The following is a 22,167-nucleotide window of genomic DNA, read 5'->3' as shown; positions in this document are numbered from 1 at the left end:
GCGCGAGGGAGCGTACTTTTTCCGTTACCTGTGGGAAGGCTGCAATCGCTTTGAACAGGAGGTCATCGACCGGGGCATTACGGTTGAGCGCGTTGAATTTGGCGTGGGCGGCTACGCTGATGCACTCGAGCAAATCGACGAGCGTCTGCAGGTGGGCGAGAAGATTGATGGCTTGCTCGCCTATGCGCCGGGCGACGATCGTGCGACTGAGCTTTTGGGGCAGATCGCCGAGGCGGGCGTGACGATTGAGCTTGTCGACGGCGACCGTCCGCATTTGAATCGTTTGGGTGCGAGCTTGGCCGATTATTCGACGGCAGGCAGCCTTATGGCCGAGCAGGCGGCAAACCTGGTCCATGCTTCTGGGGCCGACGCCCGCGTGCTCCTTTTGACAGGCGACCCATATACCGATTCGCACTATCTAACCGCCCGCGCCTTCCACAATTACCTGCGCGAACGTGATATTCCATGGCAGGTTGAGGATCTTGCAGGTGCCCATGCACAAGTCAAACAACTCGAGCATGAGCTCGAAAAGCGCTTGAGTGCGCCGGACGCCCCCGAACTTATCTGTAGCGTTTTTGCCGTTGGTTCCGAAGTGGTTGCCGACGCGCTCGTCTCGACCGGCAAGGCCGGTCAGGTCATGGTGATCGGCAACGACCTGTTTCCCGAAAGTGCTCTGGCTTTGCGCCGCGGTATCTTTACCAATATTGTCTATAAGGACCCGACGAGCCTGGCGTATCGCGGCGCTAAGACGCTGGGCGATTATCTGCTGTGGGGAAGGACCCCGACGGTGCCCGTCCAGAAGGGTGCCGTCGAGATGGTATTTGCCAGCAATGTCGACCGCTACTGCGAACTTGCGGGTATTTAGCCGATTGAGCAGGTACCCCCTCTTGCGACGTGCATTTTTGGGAGTATTCAGCATTGGCATGCCCTGAATGAGGTGCAGAACGACTGTTTTAAGTGCCCCCGATGGCGTAATTTGCCATCGGGGGCACTTTTTATGCCGATCGGGCGCTATCTGCGTTCCAAATAGGACGCTGAGGATGGCGCACGGCGCGCTCCAATGCTGAATACTCCCAAAAATGTACGTCGGGACATGACCCACCTGAGCAAAAGCGCTCAAGTTCGGTGTTCGGGGACGCCAACCAGTCCGCAATACATGCAAGTCACATCCCCAGCAACCGTTGAACGGGCAAAATCTACCGTTCACCCCGTGGTGGTTAGGTGAACGTTCACCTTTTGAGGTGCAATGGATTAGTATAGTGAACGTTCACCTAAAGGATAACGAGCGCGCCGTGCGCCCGCCTTGCCAGCAAAGGGGCTGTTTGATGAAAAACTTTATGGACGATCAGGATTTCCTGCTGAGCACCAAGACCGGCGAGGAGCTGTTCCACAACTTTGCCGAGGGCATGCCCATCGTCGACTATCACTGCCACATTTCTCCTAAGGAGATTTGGGAGGACAAGCGTTTCGAGAACATCACCGAGGTTTGGCTGGGCGGCGACCACTACAAGTGGCGCCTGATGCGTGCCAACGGCGTCGACGAGCGTTTTATCACTGGCGACGCCCCTGCTCGCGAGAAGTTCCAAAAGTGGGCCGAGACCCTGGGTCGCTGCGTTGGCAACCCCGTCTTTGAGTGGAGCCACCTGGAGCTTAAGCGCTACTTTGGCTACGAGGGCGTCCTCAACGGCAAGACTGCCCAGGAGGTCTGGGACCTTGCCAACGCCAAGCTCGCTGAGGCTAGCTTTACCTGCCGCAACCTGATCAAGCAGTCCAACGTCCGCATGATCTGCACTACCGACGACCCCGCCGACAGCTTTGAGTGGCACAAGAAGATTGCCGCCGACGACAGCTTTGACGTTCAGGTCGTTCCCGCCATGCGCCCCGATGCCGCTTTGCGCATCGAGCGCGGCCAGGAGTTTGCCGACTACTGCAAGCACCTTTCCGAGGTTGCCGGCGTTGAGGTCAGCGACTTTGAGGGCATGAAGGCTGCCATTTCCAAGCGCTACGACGTTGCTCACGAGCTGGGCTGCCGCGCCTCCGACCACGCACTCGACTACGTTATGTACGTCCCGGCTACCGCCGACGAGATCGAGGCTATCTTTGCCAAGGGTCTGGCTGCCGAGCCGCTTACCGAGGAAGAGGTCCTCAAGTACAAGACTGCCTTTATGCAGTTCGTTGCCGGCGAGTATGTCCGTCTGGGCTGGGCCATGCAGCTGCACTTTGGCTGCAAGCGCGACAACAACCGCGCCATGTTCGCCAAACTCGGTCCCGACACCGGCTACGACTGCATCTCCAACTACACGCCGTCCGACCAGCTCGCCGATTTCCTCAACTCCATCCAGGAGACCTGCGGCCTGCCCAAGACCATCCTGTACAGCCTGAACCCCATCGATAACACCATGATCGATACCGTCATGGGTTGCTTCCAGGAGGCTCCGACTGCCGGTAAGATCCAGAACGGCTCCGCTTGGTGGTTCAACGACAACGAGGTCGGCATGCGCGAGCAGCTTACGGCTCTGGCTAACGAGGGCGTGTTGGGCAACTTTGTGGGCATGCTTACCGATTCCCGCTCCTTCCTGTCCTATCCGCGCCACGAGTACTTCCGTCGCGTGCTGTGCAGCGTGATCGGCGAGTGGGTCGAGCAGGGCAAGTACCCGGCCGACATGGAGCTGCTGGGCGAGGTTGTGCGTGACATCAGCTACAACAATGCGGTCCGCTACTTTGGCTTTGACCTGGACACCGACGAGGCCTAAGCCCGCATCGAATCACATCGAACCCTGGGCGCCGTTGCCACACGCGGAGCCCCGTTTTGCTTGCACGCTAACAAACATCTAAGGAGACACATAGATGGAGAACATCAGCTACGATGCGCTCGAGAAGATCGGCTACAAGGGCTATTTGCTGCCCAAGGATGCTCCCGAGAAGGTTCTGCAGTTTGGCGAGGGCAACTTCCTACGCGCTTTCGTTGACCGCTTCTTTGACATGGGCAACGAGGCCACCGGCTGGAACGGCAAGGTCGTCATGGTGCAGCCCATCAGCGGTGCCTTTGGCTTTGCCGACGGTATCAATGCCCAGGACGACCTGTACACCGTGCTGGTGCGCGGCAAGGAGAACGGCAACACGGTTGACGAGCCCCGCGTGATCAGCGCCTGCAGCCGCTGCCTTAACCCGTATCGTGAGGACGACTACCGCGCTATGATGGAGGTCGCTGTCTCCGACGACCTAGAGATCATCGTCTCCAACACCACCGAGGCCGGTATCGCCTATGACCCGTCCTGCAAGGCCGACGACATGCCACCTGCGAGCTTCCCCGCCAAGCTTGCCCAGGTGCTCCACACCCGCTGGGCTGCCGGTAAGCCGGGCGTCATCGTCCTCGCCTGCGAGCTCATCGATCACAACGGCGAGGAGTTGCTGCGCATCATGAACCAGTATGTGAGCGACTGGGGCTGGGAGGACGAGTTTGCGCAGTGGATGGCCAACGACTGCACCGTCTGCACCACGCTCGTCGACACCATCGTCCCCGGCCGCATCCGCGATCCTAAGGAGGCCGCCGCGGTGGCTGAGCGTCTGGGCTACGAGGATCCCTTCCTGGCCGTGCGCGAGCCCTTCCAGATGTGGGGCATCCAGGGCGACGAGTCGCTTGCCGAGAAGCTTCCCTTTGTGAAGGCTGGTCTTCCGGGTGTCTTTGTGACTCCCGACGTCACCCCGTACAAAAAGCGCAAGGTCCGCATCCTCAACGGTGCCCACACCGCCTTCGTTCCGGGTTCCTGGGTTGCCGGCTTTGATATCGTGCGCGACTGCATGCATGACGAGACCATTCGCGGCTTCATGAACACCATGCTCTACGACGAGGTCATTCCGACGCTTGCCGCCGACTTGGATGTCGAGGACTGCAAGGCCTTTGCCGCCGCCGTCGAAAACCGCTTCGACAACCCGTTTATTGATCATGCGCTGCTCTCCATCTGCCTCAACTCCACGGCTAAGTGGCGCGCTCGCGACCTGCCCACGCTCAAGGACTACGTTGCCGAGACCGGCAACCTGCCCAAGTGCCTGGCGACGAGCCTCGCTACGCTCATCTCCTTCTACACGCAGGAGCTCGTGTCCCGCGAGGGCGACGGCCTGCACCTGCGTCGCTCCGACGGCACCGAGTACACCGCTCAGGACGACGCCTTCGTGCTCGACTTCTACGCCGCCCATGCCGGCGCCGACGATGCCCAGCTGGTGCACGACGTGCTCACCAACGAGCAGATGTGGGGCGAGGACCTTACGCAGATCGCAGGTCTTGAGGAGTTTGTCGTCAGCGCGCTCGCTGTCGTGCGTGCCGAGGGCGCCAAGCAGGCCTTCGCCAACGCTCAGGCGTAAATTTCCGGCGCAGACGCGGGCGCGGGACGGCGTGCCCGCGTCTCGACTTCTGCTCAACCTGTAGGGTTAGGACCATTTGTAATGAATACTATCCAGATCAATCCGGCCGATAACGTGATCGTTGCGCTGTCGCCGCTTGCCAAGGGCACTGCCGTCGCGGTTCCCGGGGTGGGCGAGGTCGTGGCCGTGGAGGATATTCCGCAGGGCCATAAGATGGCGGTGCGCGCGATTGCCGCGGGGGAGGACGTCATCAAGTACGGCCTTCCTATCGGACACGTGACGGGCGATGTCCAGCCCGGTCAGTGGCTCCACACGCACAATGTGAAGACCAACCTTTCGGGCGAGGTCGAGTACACCTACAACCCCACGCATCCGGTCGTTGAGTCGGTTGAGCCCGAGACCTTTATGGGGCTCCGCCGCGCCGACGGTCGTGCCGCGACGCGCAACGAGCTGTGGATCATCCCCACGGTCGGCTGTGTCAACGAAGTCGCCCGTGCCATGTGTGAGAAGGCCCAGGATCTGGTCGATGGCTCGCTGGAGGGTGTTTACTACTTCCCGCATCCCTTTGGCTGCTCGCAGACCGGCGCCGACCATGCCCAGACGCGTCGTCTGCTGGTGGCGCTCTCGCGTCATCCTAATGCGGCCGGCGTGCTATTCCTGTCGCTCGGTTGCGAGAACTGCACGCACCAGCAGGTGCTCGACGAGCTCGGTGACTTCGATCGCGAGCGCGTTCGCTTTCTCACCTGCCAGGATGTAGCCGACGAGCAAATCGAGGGCCACAAGATTCTGGCCGAGCTGGCTGACCTGGCCAAGCAAGCCAAGCGTGAGCCCATTTTGGCCTCCGAGCTGGTCATTGGTCTTAAGTGCGGCGGCTCCGACGGTCTTTCGGGCATTACCGCCAACCCCACGATCGGTCGCGTGAGCGATATGGTCGTCGCCCGTGGCGGCACGTCGGTGCTTACCGAGGTGCCCGAGATGTTTGGCGCCGAGAGTATTCTGCTCGATCGCTGTGAGAACGAGCAGGTCTTTGGCGCCGCCTCCGACATGCTCAACGGCTTTAAGGGCTACTTTATTAGCCACGGCGAGGTTGTCTACGAGAACCCGAGCCCCGGCAACAAGGACGGAGGTATTACCACGCTCGAGGACAAGAGCTGCGGCTGCGTGCAAAAGGGCGGATCTGCCCCCATCGTCGACGTGCTGCCGTATGCCGGCCAGGCAACTAAACACGGCCTGAACATGCTGTGCGGTCCGGGCAACGACATGGTATCCACCACGGCGTTGACGGCTGCCGGCTGCCACGTGATTCTGTTCTCGACCGGCCGCGGCACACCGTTTGGCGCGCCGGCGCCTACGCTCAAAGTGTTCACCAACCAGCGTTTGTGCGACCACAAGGCCAATTGGATGGACTTTAACGCCGGCGTGATTGCCACGGGTGAGCGCACGCTCGACGAGGCCGCCCGCGATTTGTACCAGCTGGTGCTACAGACGGCGAGCGGTAAGCTCACGAGTGCCGAGCGCCGTGGCTGTCACGAGATCAGTATCTGGAAGGACGGCGTCTGCCTGTAGTGGCAAATGCACCCAAGCGTAGCGCTATGTCGTCGGCCCCGTCGGGAGTGTTCCCGGCGGGGTTTTCGTTTTGTGGTTAAGTGAAAAAATTGGAAAATACGATAAACGTTCACCTATCTCATGGGTGTCCAGCATGGCACCTTTACCAGCAGACAATAGGTCTTAGAGCCTCAATTGTGTCCGTTCAGCGGTAAAAATCGACCGTTCAAGGATATTATTCAAGTGAACGTTCACCTGTCGTAAGCAATCGCGCATAATCTAACTAAACGTTCACCCTGAACGCTGGGCAGACAGATGTCAGTGTGGACTCCAATGTCTTGCTGCAAGACAATCGAGAAAAGAGAGGGAGCTCGATGACTAATAAGATCGGAAAAAAGCGTAAGATCACATTCTGGACGCGCTTGGGCTTTGGTATGGGCGGTATGCTCAATTCCGGTGCCCTGACCTTTACGCACAGCTACATGGTGCTGTTCCTGTCCACGGAGTGTGGCCTGTCCGCAGGCGAGGCTGCACTGATCAGCTCGTTTGCCATCTATGTCAACGCTATTCTTTGCCCGCTGATGGGCTTTGTGGCCGATAACTTCTATGCCACCAAGATTGGCCGCATCTTTGGTCGTCGTCGTTTCTGGATCTTGCTGGCCATCCCGATGATGATCGCCGAGCCGCTCATCTTCGTGGCTACGCCGTTTGGCTTCCCGTACTACTTTGTGCTGTACCTGATCTACAACGTCGCGTATACGTTCTGCACCGCCAACCTGTCGCCGCTTACCATCGAGATGACCGACGACTTCAAGGAGCGTACGTACCTCACCGGCTACAAGCATCTCTTTGGTAACGCCGCCGGCTTCCTGATGGCTGCACTTGTGGGCTTCGGCTTTGGCACCTTCGGCGAGACCAACCCGTTCAGCTACTTCATCATCGCTACGATCAACGCTTCGGTCATGGCAATCTCGCTGCTTTGTGTGTACCTGTCCACGTGGGAGCACACCCCCGAGGAGGTCGCTCAGGAGAAGATCGAGAGCGTCGGCGAGGGTATCAAGAAGTTCTTCATCGACGTAATCTCCACCTTCCGCAACAAGTCCTTCCGCAAGGTCCTGTACGCACAGGTCTCCACGAAGCTCGCTGCTGCCTGCTGGTCTGCCTGCCTGTCCTTCTTCATCGTCTACTGCCTGCAGATTCCTAAGTCCTACGAGTCCGTGATGGAGATGCCTGGCAAGGTCGTCGCTATCGTCTGCACCGCCATCTGGGTCGCTCTCATGGCCAAGAAGGGCTTCCACAAGTCTTGGTACCTGGCCAACGTCGGTTGCGCTGCGTGCATCATCGCCTACAACTACTTCGCCTTTGGTCAGATCAATGGCACCTCCACGGTCGCCATCGCCATGATCGCCTACCCCATCATCTTCGCCATCTGGAAGTTCTTCTACGTCGGCTTCCAGTACCTGCCCGATGTTCTGCTCAACTACATCCCCGATGTCGATGAGCTCATCACCCTGCGTCGTCGCGAGGGCATCTACAGCTCCGCGCAGCAGCTCTGCCAGCAGATCGCCCAGGCCATCGCCGTCAACGTGTGGGCTATCGTCCTTGCTGCCTCCGGCTTCATTCAGACCGCCGGCAATAGCGACGCCGTGACCCAGCCCGCTACCGTGCCTCTGTATATCTGCGGCTACATGATCATCGGCTGCGCCGGCTTCTTCCTGCTTGCGGCCGTCCTTGCCCGCGGCATCAAGATCGACAAGGAGCAGTGCGACATCCTTTGCGACGAGATTCACCGCGTCAAGGAGGGTGGCAAGATGGCCGACGTCAAGCCCGAGGTCAAGGCGCTTTGCGAGGAGCTCTCCGGCTTTAAGTACGAGGACTGCTTTGCCCACAACAACGTTGGCTTCCAGGATGGTAGCGTAACCCCCGCCGAGTAAGGCCGACATATCGTCCAAATCACAGGGCCGTGCCACCGGAATTCCGCCGGCAGGCACGGCCCTTTTTTAACAGCGTACAATTTGCCTTTAGAGCATCTTTTTGAGGGAGAAATCCATGGAGACGAACGTTATCTGGCGCAACGCCCGCGCGGCCGTGATCGAGCTTGACGACGGCGGCTACTTTACCTGTGCCGATACGTGGGAGATCTTTGTCAACGACGAGCCCGCTGGTACCACGAATACGGTCGAGACCTATGTCGACGGCCTGATCCCCGGCAAGCGCAACCTGGTTCGTTTTGTTTGCGGCGAGCGTGAGCTGAGCGTAGGTGTCACCACGCCGGCTGAGCCCTTTACCATCAACGTTCGCGACTGTGGCGCCAAGGGCGATGCCGAGCACGACGACACCACCAACATCCAGGCTGCCATCATGGCCTGCCCCAAGGGCGGGCGCGTGCTGATCCCCGCCGGTAGTTATCGCATCAAGTCCCTCTTCCTTAAGAGCAATATCAACATCGAGCTCGCCGAGGGAGCGGTGCTGTTGGCCCGTCACGATCGCGCGGCGCTTGCCTACATTCCGGGCACGGTCACAGGCGACGAGGGCGCCGGGTATGCCGGCACCGATATGCTGCCCCTGGGCCGCTGGGAGGGCGAGAGTTTCTCGACCTACTGCTCTACCTTTACGGGTCTGAGCGTGCACGACGTGTGCATCTATGGTCGTGGTGCCATCGACGGTCAGACTGATTTTGCCGAGGACAACTGGTGGAACAAGGACTTTAAGAACATCTTTCGCCCGGAGGAGGGCCGCGAGGTCGCCCGCCCGCGCATGATCTTCCTATCCGAGTGTGAGAACGTGAGCATGGCCGGCTTCACCGTCCGCAACAGCCCGGCGTGGAACATCCACCCCATCCTGTGCGAGCACATCGATGCGCTCTGCCTGTCCATCGAGGGCCCCAAGAACTCCCACAACACCGATGGCTTCGATCCCGAGAGCTGCGGTTTTGTTCGCATCCTTGGTTGTCAGTTCTCGGTGGGCGACGACTGCATCGCCATCAAGAGCGGCAAGCTGGGCATTGAGCCCGAGCTTCGTCCCGCCACGCACGACGTGCTGATCTCTCACTGCTACATGCACGATGGTCACGGCGCCGTGGTCCTGGGTTCAGAGGCTGCCGGCGGCATCAAGGACCTTACCGTGAGCAAGTGCCTCTTTGAGCGCACCGACCGCGGCCTGCGCGTCAAGACCCGCCGCGGGCGCGGCAAGGATGCCGTCAACGAGGGCATTACCTTTGAGCACATTCGCATGGACGAGGTGCTCACGCCCTTCGTGGTCAACTCCTTCTACTTCTGCGACAAGGACGGCAAGACCGACTACGTGCAGTCTCGCGAGGCACTGCCCGTCGACGACCGCACGCCCGGCTTTGGTGCCACGACGTTTTGCGATATCGAGGCCACTAACTGCCACGCGGCCGCTGCCTACATCACGGGCCTGCCCGAGAGCAAAGTAACGCGCCTGACGTTCCAGGATGTCCACGTGACCTTTGCCGACGATGCTGAGCCCTTTGTTCCGGCCATGGCCTGCGGCATTGAGCCCATGGTGCGTCAGGGCATCATTGCGCAAAACGTCAAGGTGCTCGACCTGCAAAATGTGGTGATCGAGGGCCAGGACGGCGAGGAGCTGCAGCTCCAGAACGTCGACAAGGTTATCCGTGCGTAGGCGTTTGCTCCTAAACAATTAAATTCGGTATGTCGTGGCGCGCGATGGGCAGGGCCTTCCCGACCCATTGCGCGAACTTTTTATATGCCGAAACTGCAACGTAGACGGTCTACGACGAAAGGACGCGGTGACTGATGATGAGTGAAAGACGATTTTTTGAGGTTTCGCCCGAGCGTGCGGGGGCATATCACAGTATCTCTAAGGCCTTGGAGGCAATTGACGAATCCTGTCCGAATGACGGACGGCCGGTGACAATCCATATCGAGCCGGGTGAGTACCGCGAACGGGTCGAGATTCATCGCCCGCATGTGACGATTGAGGGAGAGACGGCCGACAGCGTGCGTATCGTTGGCGGCCTTGCGGCGCAGATGCCCTCGGAGGACGGCAGCGGCCAGGACGGAAAGCTCGGCACCTTCCGCACGTATACGGTGCTGGTCGATGCCGATGACGTGACGCTTGCAAACCTCACGATCGAAAACGATGCGGGCGATGGGCGCGAGGTCGGTCAGGCGATTGCCCTGTATGCCGATGGCGACCGTCTGGTTGTCGACGCCTGTTGCATTACGGGGCGCCAGGACACACTGTTTTTGGGTCCGCTGCCGCCGCATGAGGCCAAACCGGGCGGGTTTATAGGACCCAAACAGTATGCGCCGCGCCGGGTGGGACGCCAGTATTTTCGACGTTGCCGGATCGAGGGCGATGTCGACTTTATCTTTGGCGGCGCGCGTGCCTACTTTGAGGGGTGCGAGATTCGCTCGCTCAACCGCGATATGGATGTCAACGGGTATGTAACGGCAGCCTCCACGCCTAAAGGCGAGCCGTACGGATTTGTGTTTCATGGTTGTTCGTTTACAGCTCCGGATGGCGTGGCGCCGGATTCGGTCTACCTGGGCCGTCCTTGGCGCGAATGGGCGCAAACTGCGCTGATCGATTGTTGGCTAGGGCGACATATCAAGCGCGAAGGCTGGTGGGATTGGAATAAACCGGCGGCGCACAACTGCGCGCAGTATGCTGGCGCGATCCTGTATGGGCCGGCGGGCGATACTACCGGCTGGGTGCCGTGGGCGAATGAACTCGATGTGATGGCTGCCGCCGGGTACGCTCGCGAGCAGGTGCTTGCCGGTGTGGATGGCTGGGATCCCGAGGGCGGCGACGGTGATGCGGTGGAGACGGCTGGGCTATCTGCCAATGGTCGCACCGTGCACATCGAGACGTACTGCGAAGACGAGCCTGCGCTGCGTGCCCGGCTGAAGCGCGAAGGGCGCTCGGCGGCATTTGCGGGCAAGACTCCTGCAGATTTTGAGGCGTGGAAGATTGCGACCAGGACTCGTCTGTACGATGTTTTGGGCCTTTCGCTTATGGACCGCGTCCCGATTGAGATTCGTGAGCTCAGCCGCGTGCGGGTTGCCGGCGGCATCGTGCGCACCCATGCGATGTTGCAGGTCGAGCGTGATGTTTGGATGCCGTTCTACCTGTTGGAGCCGTCTCATCCTAAGCTTGATGAGCGGGGACTCAAACGCTGTTATATCTGCCCGCATGGTCATCAGGGAGCGGGTGCTGCAAGCGTAGCCGGTGTTGCGGGCGTGCCGGCTGTCGATGATGCCGTGCGTAAGTTCAATTACGACTACGGTCTGCGTTTGGCACGCATGGGTTACGTGACCGTCTGCCCTGATGCGCGCGGTTGGGGATACCGTCGTGACTGGAAGGGTCAGGGCGATGACGAGAACAGCTACCTGCGCGGTACGTGTCTGAATCAAGCACGTATGGCCGAGCCACTGGGTCTTACGGTCGCGGGCCTCAACGTCTGGGACAACATGCGCTTGATCGATTACTTGGAGGCGCGCGGCGACATTGCCATGGATGACCTGGGTTGCTTTGGTTTTTCGGGTGGCGGCTACATGACGCTGTACCTGGCCGCACTCGACCCGCGTGTGCGCAAGGCGTTTGTCTCGGGCTATCTGTATGGTGTCGGTGATTCGCTGCTGCATCTCAATGGCAATTGCAGCTGCAACTACACACCCGGACTTTGGCGCTTACTCGACATGGGCGATATTGCCTCGCTCATCGCGCCGCATCCGCTGCTGGTGCAAAGCTGCGAAGAGGATCATCTGAACGGTTCGCGCGGGCTGAAAAATGTCGATGAACAGCTCGAGATCGTGCGCGATGCCTACAAGTTGCTGGGTCGCAGAGATGGCCTGCGGCACGAGGTGTGTCCGGGTGAACACCATTTGGGCGTGGCGCATCTTGCCGAGGATATCGAATGGCTCGATTCGCACGTTGCGGAATGCGCCCGTGCATAGCCCCTCGGCATGCTGCGAATAAACGGTACGTTCCTGTATGACCGCCGATGGGCGGATGAGGAGAAGATTATGGAAACGAAGAGTTTGAGTGAATCGACCATTTGCTGCTTTGGCGATTCGACCACATGGGGCGATAACGGATGCGGCGCAGGCGGCAACGACATCTCGTGGACCTCGCACTTGGGCGCGTTGCTGGGCGGCGCGGCCGTCGAGAACTTTGGCATCAAGGGTTCGCGTATCGCCATCAAGGCCGACCGTACCGATTCGTTTGTCGAGCGTCTGGGCGGCATCGACGATGCGGCTGATATCTACATTGTCTTTGGCGGCGTCAACGACTTTAGCCGCAACGTGCCGCTTGGCGAGTTGGGCAGTACCGATGTGCATGAGTTCTACGGTGCGCTCGATTACCTGATCCGCACCATCACGGCACGCTCGCCTCGGGCAAAGCTCGTGTTTATGACGCCGTGCAAGACGAGCGGTAAGCACGAGAAGGATATCCCGGCAAGCGACGAGCTCAACCACTTGGGGTTGACGCAGGTCGCCTACGTAAAGGCGATGCTCGAGGTCTGTGACCGCTACTCCGTTCCTGTGATTGACCTGTATGCGCAAAGCGGCATCAGCCCGTTTTTGCCGGAGCACCGCGAGCTTTATATGCCGGACGGTCTGCACTACAGCCCGGCTGGCTATGAGCGCCTGGCGCATCGCATCGCCGCGGGTCTCACCGCCGTTTGCCGCTAAAAGTCTGCCGTTTGCGGGGAATATAGGGTTAACGTTCACCCTATATTCCCCGTTCGCGTTACACTAGGGGTAACGTTCACCTATCGTTTATGTCAGAGGGGACAGCAATGGGTTGCAATCAAATCCTGGACCGTTATATCGAGCAGTTGATCGAAACCTCTACGCCGCAGGCGCCGGCTTGGAATATCGAAAAGATTCGCGCCGGCAAGGAGAACACCTGGAACTATATCGACGGCTGCATGATCAAGGCGCTCATCGAGCTGTACGAGATCACGGGTGAGCAGCGCTACCTGACCTTTGCCGATGACTACATCGATTTCTTTGTCCAGGACGACGGTACCATCAAGCATTACAACCCGCAGGAGTACAACCTCGATAACGTCAATGCGGGCAAGACCCTCTACAAGCTCTATGACCTGGTGGGCAAGCCCAAGTACCGTGCCGCCATGGACACCATCTACCGCCAGCTCGAGACCCAGCCGCGCACCAAAGAAGGCGTGTTTTGGCACAAGGCCGTCTATCCCAACCAGATCTGGCTCGATGGCATGTATATGGCCCAGCCGTTCTACATGCAGTACGAGCTGAGCTTCCACAACCGTCGTGCCTGCTCGGACAGCTTCCATATGTTCCAGGTCGTGCATGACCTGATGCGCAACCCCCTCAACGGTCTGTACTATCACGCTTACGACGCGAGCCGCAAACAGTTCTGGTGCGACCCGGTCACCGGCCTTTCGGCTAACTTCTGGCTGCGCGCCGAGGGCTGGTTTGCCATGGCGCTCATCGACACCTGGGAGCTTATGCCGCCTTCGATGTCGGCCGAGAAGGACGAGATTCGCAAGATGTTCCACGACCTGATCGATGCCATGCTGCCGTATCAGGACGAGAAGACCGGCATGTGGCATCAGGTCATCAACCTGCCCAATATCGCCCCCAACTACCTGGAGGAGTCGGGCAGCGCCATCTTTGCCAACGCCATCATGAAGGGCGTGCGTCTGGGCGTGCTGGGCGAGCGTTACTACCAGTACGGCCGTCGCGCCTTCGACGGCATCTGCGAGACCTGCCTGTCCGAGTATGGCGGGCAGCTGGCGCTCGACAACATCTGCCTGGTTGCGGGCTTGGGAAACACCGCGCACCGCGAGGGCACGTTTGATTACTACATGAGCGAGCCCGTGGTCAAAAATGATGCAAAGGGTGTGGCGCCGCTGGTGCTTGCCTATATCGAGACCATGCATCACGACAAGCTGGCCGGTAAGCGCGATCCGCTCGCCCCCTCGGGCGTGTGCTCCATCGAGGACCCGTTTGGCGGATACACCCCGGGCATCAACGCTCATAAGGGATGTGAATAGCATGGGGGCTGTTACTCCGGGCGTACGTTTGCACGACCTTCCGCAGGGGACCGTCGAGGAACGCATTCGCATGACGGGAGAGCTGGGCTTTTCGTGCATTCAGCTGCCAAGCAAGGTGCTCTATGCATCGATGGGGATCGATCGAGGCGGCCTGACCCGCGAGCTTGCCAATCATTTGCGTGCGGTGCTCGACGAGGCGGGCGTTTCGGTCGCCGTGCTCGGCTGCTATAAGAATTTGGCGACGCCCGATCGCCAACAGCTCATGGATAACTATGCCGAGTACGAGGCATGCCTGAACTTTGCCCAGATGCTCGGCGGATGCCCGGTTGGCACCGAGACCGGTCGCCCCAATGCGCAGAACCGCGTCGCGGACGACCGCATGACCGACGAGGCACTCGATGCGTTTGCAGACGGACTTGCACACGTCTGCGATCGGGCCGAGGCCGTGGGCGGTCAGGTTCTAATTGAGCCCGGTTGGAACGAGACGGTCAACACGCCAGATCGCTGCCGTGAGGTGCTGGAGCGCGTCTCGAGTCCGTCGCTCGGCGTGATCTATGACCCAGTGTCGCTGCTGCACCCCAGCGTCGTTGACGAAGCGCAGGAAATCACCGCGCGCATGCTCTATTTATGCGGCAGCAAGATCCGCGCGCTGCACGCCAAGGATTTTGAGGTCGTTGATAACGAGGACGAAGCCGGTTGGTGCGACGGTACGGGTTCACGTCTGGTGTGTCATGGCGTGGGCGAGACGGGACGATATGACTTTGAGCCCGTGGTGGCCTGGGCGGCTGCCGCCTGCCCTGGGATTCCTTGCGTGGTCGAGAACAGCGTGCCGGCGACGGCGGCTGACTGCCTGGCGACACTCGAGCACATGTCCGGTCGCTGCGGGGCTTCGCATCGCGAGTTATAGCATTGGCTTTTGCCGTGTCGGCAGATTGAGATTACCTGTATGGGGGCGGCGGTGAAGGGTCTTTATCGTCGCCCCATTGGATTGCATTAAAAAGGGGAGTTGCGTGGCTATCCACATTGTCGAAGAGGCGAATCGTTGCCTGGGTTGTAAAAGGGCGTTCTGTCAGATTGAGGGCTGTCCAGTTCAGACGCCTATTCCGCAGGTCATCGACCTGTTCAAGCAGCGTCGTCTAGAAGAGGCGGGCGAGCTACTGTTCCAGAACAATCCCATGAGCGCGGTCTGCTCCATGGTGTGCAATCATTCGGGCCAGTGCGAGGGCGCTTGCATTCAGGGCCGTAAGGGCACACCCGTGCATTTTTCGAGCATCGAGCACTACATCTCCACAGCGTATTTGGATCGTAAGGAGTGGACGCCCGCGCCGTCGTGTGGCAAACAGGTTGCTGTGGTCGGTTCCGGTCCCGCCGGCATTACCGTGGCCATTAAGATGGCCCAGCTGGGCTGTGCCGTCACGGTATTTGAACAGCGCCCCGAGATCGGCGGGGTGCTGGAATACGGTATCCCCGAGTTCCGCCTGCCCCGTGCGCTCGTGCAAAAGTACCGTCACGTGATGTGCTCGCTTGGCGTGCGCGTGCGCCCCTCGACCACCATCGGCGGCGCACTGCACATCGATGACCTGCTACGTGACGGCTACGACGCGGTCTTTGTCGGTACCGGTACCTGGCGTGCCCGCAAACTGGGCATTCCCGGCGAGTCGCGCGGCAACGTGCTTTTTGGCATCGATTACCTGGTCGATCCCACGAGTGTGGCGATCGGGCAGAACGTGGCGGTTATCGGCGCCGGCAATGTGGCCATGGATGTAGCCCGCACGGCGCTGCGCTCGGGCGCGCGCAAGGTTACCGTGTATGCCCGCTCGCGCCATATCTCGGCTATCGACGACGAGGTCGAGCTGACCGAGCTCGATGGCGCCGAAATCGTGCGCGGCAAGGCGATCTGCGCCATCGACGATAACGGTCCGGTCTTTGAGACGGCTATCTTCGATGAGGACGACAGCGTGGTGGGCTACGAGGAAGAGCTCGACCATGCGTCCGCCGACACAGTGGTCATCGCGGCCTCACAGGTGCCCAAGGACAAGCTTGTGCTTACGACGGGTGGTCTGGAGACTGACCATCGCGGCCTGCTGTCGGTCGATGAGCACGGCATGACCACCGTGCCTGGCGTCTTTGCCGCCGGCGACGTGGTCAACGGCCCGCTCACTGTGGTCCATGCAGTAGCCGGCGCCAAGCTTGCCGTCGAAGGCATGATTAACTACCTGGGCCTCTAACCCATCCCATCCATCAGTTGCGGTGGAATACGGACTGTTTTGGCTGTCAAAGGCCTTATCTACTCCGTATTCCACCACAACTTTTTTATGAGGGTCGGGATTGAAGGTGGGGAGTGCGAGCGAGTACGAATGCGGCGGATACTGATACGATAGGTACGTTAGCAACTGCCGCCGAGCGGCTCAAACGAAAGGAAGCCTGTATGGAGTCATCCGCCTACCCGATGCTCTTTAGCCCGATCAAGGTCGGTACGACCGAGGTCAAGAACCGCGTCTTTATGCCGCCGGTATCCACGAACCTGGCCGATCATGGCTATGTGACCGACGACTTGGTCGATCATTATCGTGCCCGTGCCAAGGGCGGCGTTGGCCTCATCATTACCGAGGTCGTGACGGTCGAGCCCACCTATACCTATCTGCCGGGTGACATGTGCTGCTACGACGACACGTTTATCCCCGGTTGGGAAAAGCTCGCCGCGGCCGTCCACGAGTACGGCTGCAAGATCATGCCGCAGCTCTTCCACCCCGCCTACATGGCCTTTAACATTCCGGGCACGCCGCGCCTGATCGCTCCGTCCTTCGTGGGACCGTCCTATGCCCGCGAGGCACCGCGTCCTATCACGGTCGATGAGATTCACGAGCTCACGCATCAGTTTGGCGACGCAGCCGTGCGTATGCAGAAGGCTGGCGTCGATGGCGTCGAGGTCCATGCGGCGCACGCCCACGGCATGCTCGGCGGCTTTTTGACCCCGCTCTACAACAAGCGTACCGATGAGTACGGCGGCTCGCTCGACGCTCGCATGCGCTTCCTGCTCGAGGTCATTGCCGAGATTCGCGAGCGCTGCGGCAAGGACTTTATCATCGACGTCCGCATCTCGGGCGATGAGTACACCGATGGCGGCCTGACCCTCAACGACATGGTCTACGTTTCACGTCGCCTGGAGAAGGCCGGCGTCGACATGATTCACGTGTCGGGCGGTACCACCATCAAGCGCGGCTCCGCGATTCCCGCCGCCGGTACGCAGCAGGCCTCGCACGCCGCCTGCTCGCGCGAGATTAAGAAGCACGTCAACATTCCTGTCGCCACGGTCGGTCGCATCAACGAGGCCTGGATTGCCGAGGAGCTGATCGAGGACGGCGCCGCCGACATCTGCATGATGGGCCGCGCCAATCTGTGCGATGCCGAGTTCTGCAACAAGGCCGCTGCCGGCAACGCCGACGACATCCGCCCCTGCATTGGCTGCCTGCGCTGCCTGAACGGCATTATGTTTGGCAAGCGCATCTCCTGCACTGTCAACCCGGACGTGGAGCGCGACGAGGCTGGCTACGAGCCTGCCGCCGAGGCTAAGAACGTGCTGGTTGTGGGTGCCGGTCCTGCGGGCATGGAGGCAGCCTACATTGCCGCCAAGCGCGGCCACAACGTGGTGCTCGTGGATAAGCAGGACGAGCCGGGCGGCGAGATGCGCATCGCGGCTGTTCCGCCGGCAAAGCAGGAACTCACCCGCGTGATCAAGTACCAGTATCGCCGTCTTGCTGAGGCGGGCGTGAAGTGCATCTTTGGTACCGAGCTTTCGGCCGAGGACATTCAGCGTGACTACGCGGGCTACGAGGTCGTCCTGGCTTATGGCGCCGAGCCCATCGCCCCGGCCTTCATGCAGGGCTTTAAGCAGGTTATGACGGCCGACGACCTGCTGGGTGGCAAGGCTTTCCCGGGTAAGAAGATCGTCATCGTGGGCGGCGGCACCGTTGGCTGCGAGACGGCCGATTATCTGGCTCCGCTGGTCAACGACCTGTCGCCGGCCAACCGCGATGTCACCGTCATCGAGATGACCAAGACGCTCGCCGCCAACGAGGGCGGTGCCGGTCGCGCGGTGCTCATCACGCGCATGCTCTCCAAGGGCGTCCACGTGCTGACCGAGGCCAAGGTGACCGAGATCACCGAGGACACCATCAGTTACGAGAAGGACGGCGAGGTCCACACCATCACCGGTGCCGATACGCTGGTGCTTGCCATGGGCTATCGTCCCAATACCAAGCTGGCTGATGACCTCGCCGCTGCTGGCGTTGCCGCTCACGTGCTGGGCGATGCCAACAAGTGCGGTAACATCCGCGATGCCATCGGCGACGGCTACAAGGTCGCCTGCGAGATGTAAGCTTTTGGCAAATAGGGGAGCGGCCGCCTTGCAGTGGCTCAAGCGATAGCCAATCAAAAAAGGCGCCGCGACACATGGATTGTCGCGGCGCCTTTTGCTTGGCGGTTTGTTGGGGGTCGGTGCGCCCCGTGGGCCTTATTACAGGCCCAAGATCTCCTTGACCTTGGCGATGATGGCCTCGTCGGTGGCGTTGGCAAAGAAGTACTCCTGGAAGTGCTCGCCGGCAAGTGCGCCCTTCACCAGGTCCTGATCGATCTCGCCCAGGACGTCGACGAGCGGACGCATGGTCACAGCGCGCACGCCATCGAGAATCTTCTTGTTGCGCTGCTCGGGCTCAACACGCTCGGCGGGGTAGCCGTTGCCCGAACCAAAGCCAAAGAGCTTCTCGAAGGTGTACTCGAGGTTGAGCTCCTGGCCCCAGCCATTCTTAAGAGCGAAGGGCATGGCGACGGCGTTGCCATCGTTGACCTGGGCAAAGGTGTAGGCGTCGAGCGGGTCGGCAACGTGGCCGCACAGCACGCCGGGGAAGGAGTTGCAGGCGAGCATAGCGCCCTCGCCGGTGCCGCAGCCGGTCACGACGTAGTCGGCAGCGCCGGAGTTCAGCAGCACGGCGGCAAGGATGCCGTTCTGCACATAGGTGAGGGGCTTGGAGTCGGCGTCGGCATACATGCCATAGTTAAAGACGGTGTGGCCCATGGGCTCGACAACCTTCTTAAGGGCAGCCTCGATCATGGGGTTCTTGGAGTTCTGAGAATTCTCGTTGATCAGAGCGATCTTCATTTGAGTTAACCTTTCAACCAAATGTTTCCATTTTTTGTTTCTGTATGCGGGTGGCGGCTATTCCAACCCGAGGTTGGTTTTGCGGGCGGTGGACGATAAGGTCTGTCGCGAGTTCCGCACGAGCCGGAAAGCACTTAATGTGCTTTCCGTGCGAGCAGGACTGTCTGAGCAGCAGACCTTATCGTCCATGGACTCGCCCGAATGCCCTACTGTGGCTGTTTGCCGATGTATGCCAGGATGCCGCCGTCCACGTACAGAATGTGCCCGTTGACGAAGTTCGATGCGTCGGAGGCCAGGAACACGGCGGGACCCTTCAGATCCTCGGGCGTACCCCAACGGGCTGCCGGCGTCTTGGCAATGATGAACTGATCAAATGGGTGACGGCTGCCGTCGGGCTGCGTCTCGCGCAGCGGCGCGGTCTGCGGCGTGGCGATGTAGCCTGGCCCAATGCCGTTGCACTGGATGTTGGCCTCGCCAAACTCGGAGCAGATGTTCTTGGTGAGCATCTTCAGGCCGCCCTTGGCGGCGGCATAGCCGGCGATGGTCTCGCGGCCCAGCTCGCTCATCATCGAGCAAATGTTGATGATCTTGCCGTGGCCCTTGGCGATCATGCCGGGCAGACAGGCCTTGGAGACGATAAACGGTGCGTTGAGGTCGATATCGACGACGCGGCGGAAGTCCTCGGCGCTCATGTCGAGCATGGGTGTGCGCTGAATGACGCCGGCGTTGTTGACCAGGATGTCGGGCGTGGTAGCAAAGTCGGCCTCGATCTTGGCGATGAGCTCGGCGACGACGGCCTCGTCGGTGACATCTGCCACGTAACCATGAGCCTCAAAGCCCAGCTCGCGGTAGTGCTTCTCGGCCTCGGCGACCTTGTCGGCGTGACGTGCGTTAAAGGCAACCTTGGCGCCGGCCTCGCCGAGTGCCTCGGCAATGGCCATGCCGATGCCATAGGTGGCGCCGGTCACGAGCGCGACCTTGCCATCCAAGCGGAAGCTGTCCATAAGATCAGACATAGCGATCCTTTCAAAAGAAACGTTCATCTATATTTGTCTTGCTTTTAGTACAAGCTCAGTATAGGAGAAGCGGAGGAATTAACGCTCCTATTCCCCTAAAAACAGATGAACGTTCACTTTTAAAAGGTGAACGGTAGAAACGCCCTTGCCGTGCGGGCCCCTACTCGCTTTTTGCCTGCGCGCCCTCTGCGATCATGTTGCGGTTGTACACCAGATGTAGGTACATCGCATCGTGTGCCGCGGTGGGATTGCGTGAGGCGACGGCGTCGGCCACATCGCGGTGCGTGCGGATAGTTTCCTCGACGAGCTTTTTGCCGGTCACGTCGATAAAGAGGGGGACGGATGCCTTGAGCACGCCCATCAGGCGGGGAACGACGAGGTTGCCGCCATTCCAGGGCGGCTTCATGGAGTAGCGCCCGTACGCATCGATTCCCTCTCATAGATGCCCGGCGCGAGAGGCCCCGAGTTCATACGGGCTCGGGGCTTTTTCGTTTGGATTGCAGACGCATCGCCGGACGAAAGCGTGTTGCGTCTGGTACAAAAACCGTATGAAAACGGTTTTCGTCTTGCAGAGCAGTTGCCGTTTCTACAGTTCAACTTCCAGTTCGGCTTTGTGTTCGTAGAGGTAGTCGCGCATGTAGGGGATGGCAAATGAGACCTTGCCGTACGAAGGAGCCTCGATAATCGATTCTCTTAACAGGCGGCTGCGGACGGAGCTCACCTGTTGAGGCGTTTTGTTTAGGGCATCGGCAACCATGCTGGTCGAGCTCGTCTGCCCCAAAGACGCCATGCTCAGCAGATAAGCGATGCACGTGGGCGGAATGCGCTGCAGCGCGGGCTCAATCACCATGCCGCAGAAGCGTTCGCGTGCCGTTGCAATGCCACGCTCGGCTTCTTCTTCTCCAATAATCGCTGTATGTGCGCGTCTTGCCAACTGCCATGCGTAGTATCCAACGAGTTGGATCATGAAAGGATAGCCTTGCGTTGCCTCGGCAAGTTGGCCGGCAATACCTGGCTGCAACTCCATGCCAGACGCTTCAATGGTTTCCTCGAGGGAGTACGACACTTCGGTTACTGCCACAGCCTTCAGGTCAAAGGGGAGGGCACGGCGCAAAAACGCAAGTGTCTTTCCGTTGATGATGCTTTCAATCATCGAAGGCAGCCCAGCAAAAACAAAGGCGATATCAAGGTCTTCGCCGATAACCTGCTGAATCGCAATGGAGAGCGTTCGGACCTCATCGAGCTCTGCGTCTTGAATCTCGTCGAGAGTGATGAGCAGGCCATTTCCATTCTTGGATATTGTCTGTCTCATGGCGTCGCGTAGCGATGGGCCGATTCGCTCAATATCTATGCTGCCGATGGATATGCCAGCTACGGTGGGCTCAAATCTGGCATGTTTGGCCTGGAATTTGGGCTGCAGCTGTTCGAGAATGCGCTGGCAAAGTCCCTCGGTTGCGACCTCTTTTATGACCGTCCAGCCACGGCTTTGCGCCAAACGTGAGCACTCGTCAAGGAGGACCGTCTTGCCCGTTCCACGGACGCCGGCTATGCGCATTAGGCGCCCCGGGGCACCAGGCCCGTTGACGAGGCCCTCATTGAATTCTTCGAGTACATCTTCGCGGCCGATAATCGTGGGAGGTGTTTTACCTGCTGTGGGCTTAAAAGGGTTTGTTTGCATGTGAGCCACCTTTGCTCAAGATATAGCAAGATATAGCAAGATATAGCAAAGTATAGTGAGATATAGCAACGTAAGCGCTACTCGCGGGTTTTGCGGTGGTGCTATTTTCCAAATGCCGCGCGGATAATGCGTTGGGCGAACAGCTTGTTGACAACTCACGAGGGCTCGGGGTGCCAATTTGGGATGGAGTAGTGCTGTGCCACGAATAGGGCCTATCTACTACGTTTAAGCCGCAGGGGTCAACCATAGTCGCCATTTAGGCAAAATGGCAAGCCGACTACCTGCGGTTTTGTTTTCGCACTTTTCAGCATGGTCTGGGCTCTCCGCGTTAACGTAGTAGATGGGCCCCTTTTGTGGCAAGGGGCCGACCTGCGGGCCA

Annotated in this window: 16 protein-coding genes; 12 read left to right on the top strand and 4 right to left on the bottom strand. The window is 59.8% G+C overall.

The genetic code is table 11. From position 1 onward, the window contains the following. From ABG996_RS05600 to ABG996_RS05545, 12 genes are all read left to right on the top strand, one after another. Nucleotides 1-865 (top strand): substrate-binding domain-containing protein (locus tag ABG996_RS05600; RefSeq protein WP_347500971.1); only part of this gene is annotated, 865 nt, incomplete at its 5' end. 460 nt (nt 866-1,325) lie between these two features. Next, the gene (gene uxaC, locus ABG996_RS05595) at nt 1,326-2,753 is read left to right on the top strand and encodes a glucuronate isomerase (RefSeq protein WP_316365156.1); all 1,428 of its coding nucleotides are present in this window, start codon (nt 1,326-1,328) and stop codon (nt 2,751-2,753) included. Nucleotides 2,754-2,847: 94 nt separating this feature from the next. Beyond that, a complete protein-coding gene (locus ABG996_RS05590) occupies nt 2,848-4,362 on the top strand; it encodes a tagaturonate reductase (protein ID WP_347483886.1) in 1,515 nt (504 codons plus the stop codon). An 81-nt stretch (nt 4,363-4,443) separates the two neighbouring features. Further along, on the top strand, nt 4,444-5,928 hold the full coding sequence (locus tag ABG996_RS05585; RefSeq protein ID WP_347478093.1) for a UxaA family hydrolase: 1,485 nt from the start codon (nt 4,444-4,446) through the stop codon (nt 5,926-5,928). Between the two features lie 353 nt (nt 5,929-6,281). Beyond that, nucleotides 6,282-7,841, top strand: a complete 1,560-nt coding sequence (locus tag ABG996_RS05580; RefSeq protein WP_347478094.1) for an MFS transporter — start codon at nt 6,282-6,284, stop codon at nt 7,839-7,841. A gap of 115 nt (nt 7,842-7,956) precedes the next feature. Then, the gene (locus ABG996_RS05575; protein WP_347478095.1) at nt 7,957-9,552 is read left to right on the top strand and encodes a glycoside hydrolase family 28 protein; all 1,596 of its coding nucleotides are present in this window, start codon (nt 7,957-7,959) and stop codon (nt 9,550-9,552) included. A 134-nt stretch (nt 9,553-9,686) separates the two neighbouring features. Next, on the top strand, nt 9,687-11,852 hold the full coding sequence (locus tag ABG996_RS05570) for a pectinesterase family protein (RefSeq protein ID WP_347483881.1): 2,166 nt from the start codon (nt 9,687-9,689) through the stop codon (nt 11,850-11,852). Between the two features lie 69 nt (nt 11,853-11,921). After that, complete coding sequence (locus ABG996_RS05565; protein ID WP_347478097.1) at nt 11,922-12,590, top strand: SGNH/GDSL hydrolase family protein; 669 nt, start codon at nt 11,922-11,924, stop codon at nt 12,588-12,590. A gap of 107 nt (nt 12,591-12,697) precedes the next feature. Then, nucleotides 12,698-13,936: a glycoside hydrolase family 88/105 protein gene (locus ABG996_RS05560; protein WP_347478098.1), complete on the top strand. Its 1,239-nt coding sequence runs from the start codon at nt 12,698-12,700 to the stop codon at nt 13,934-13,936. Nucleotide 13,937: 1 nt separating this feature from the next. Then, on the top strand, nt 13,938-14,843 hold the full coding sequence (locus tag ABG996_RS05555) for a sugar phosphate isomerase/epimerase family protein (RefSeq protein WP_347478099.1): 906 nt from the start codon (nt 13,938-13,940) through the stop codon (nt 14,841-14,843). 103 nt (nt 14,844-14,946) lie between these two features. Next, nucleotides 14,947-16,164, top strand: a complete 1,218-nt coding sequence (locus ABG996_RS05550) for an FAD-dependent oxidoreductase (RefSeq protein WP_347478100.1) — start codon at nt 14,947-14,949, stop codon at nt 16,162-16,164. Between the two features lie 200 nt (nt 16,165-16,364). After that, nucleotides 16,365-18,314 carry an FAD-dependent oxidoreductase gene (locus ABG996_RS05545; RefSeq protein WP_347478101.1) on the top strand — a complete coding sequence of 650 codons (1,950 nt, stop codon included), beginning with the start codon at nt 16,365-16,367 and terminating at the stop codon, nt 18,312-18,314. A gap of 138 nt (nt 18,315-18,452) precedes the next feature. Here ABG996_RS05545 and ABG996_RS05540 read toward each other — a convergent pair whose 3' ends face one another. The 4 genes from ABG996_RS05540 to ABG996_RS05525 all read right to left on the bottom strand — a co-directional run bounded on the left by ABG996_RS05540 (nt 18,453) and on the right by ABG996_RS05525 (nt 21,788). Beyond that, nucleotides 18,453-19,094, bottom strand: coding sequence for an RpiB/LacA/LacB family sugar-phosphate isomerase (locus ABG996_RS05540; RefSeq protein WP_055309683.1), 642 nt, complete (start codon nt 19,092-19,094; stop codon nt 18,453-18,455). Between the two features lie 206 nt (nt 19,095-19,300). After that, a complete protein-coding gene (locus ABG996_RS05535; protein WP_347478102.1) occupies nt 19,301-20,110 on the bottom strand; it encodes a gluconate 5-dehydrogenase in 810 nt (269 codons plus the stop codon). 160 nt (nt 20,111-20,270) lie between these two features. Further along, a complete protein-coding gene (locus tag ABG996_RS05530) occupies nt 20,271-20,516 on the bottom strand; it encodes an FCD domain-containing protein (protein ID WP_347478103.1) in 246 nt (81 codons plus the stop codon). A gap of 180 nt (nt 20,517-20,696) precedes the next feature. After that, nucleotides 20,697-21,788 (bottom strand): ATP-binding protein, encoded by a 1,092-nt coding sequence (locus ABG996_RS05525; protein WP_347478104.1) that lies wholly within the window; start codon nt 21,786-21,788, stop codon nt 20,697-20,699. Nucleotides 21,789-22,167 lie beyond the last annotated feature (379 nt).

Source organism: Collinsella aerofaciens (genome assembly GCF_039836695.1).
GTDB lineage: Bacteria > Actinomycetota > Coriobacteriia > Coriobacteriales > Coriobacteriaceae > Collinsella > Collinsella aerofaciens_BD.
This window is presented reverse-complemented; position numbering and strand designations above follow the sequence as displayed.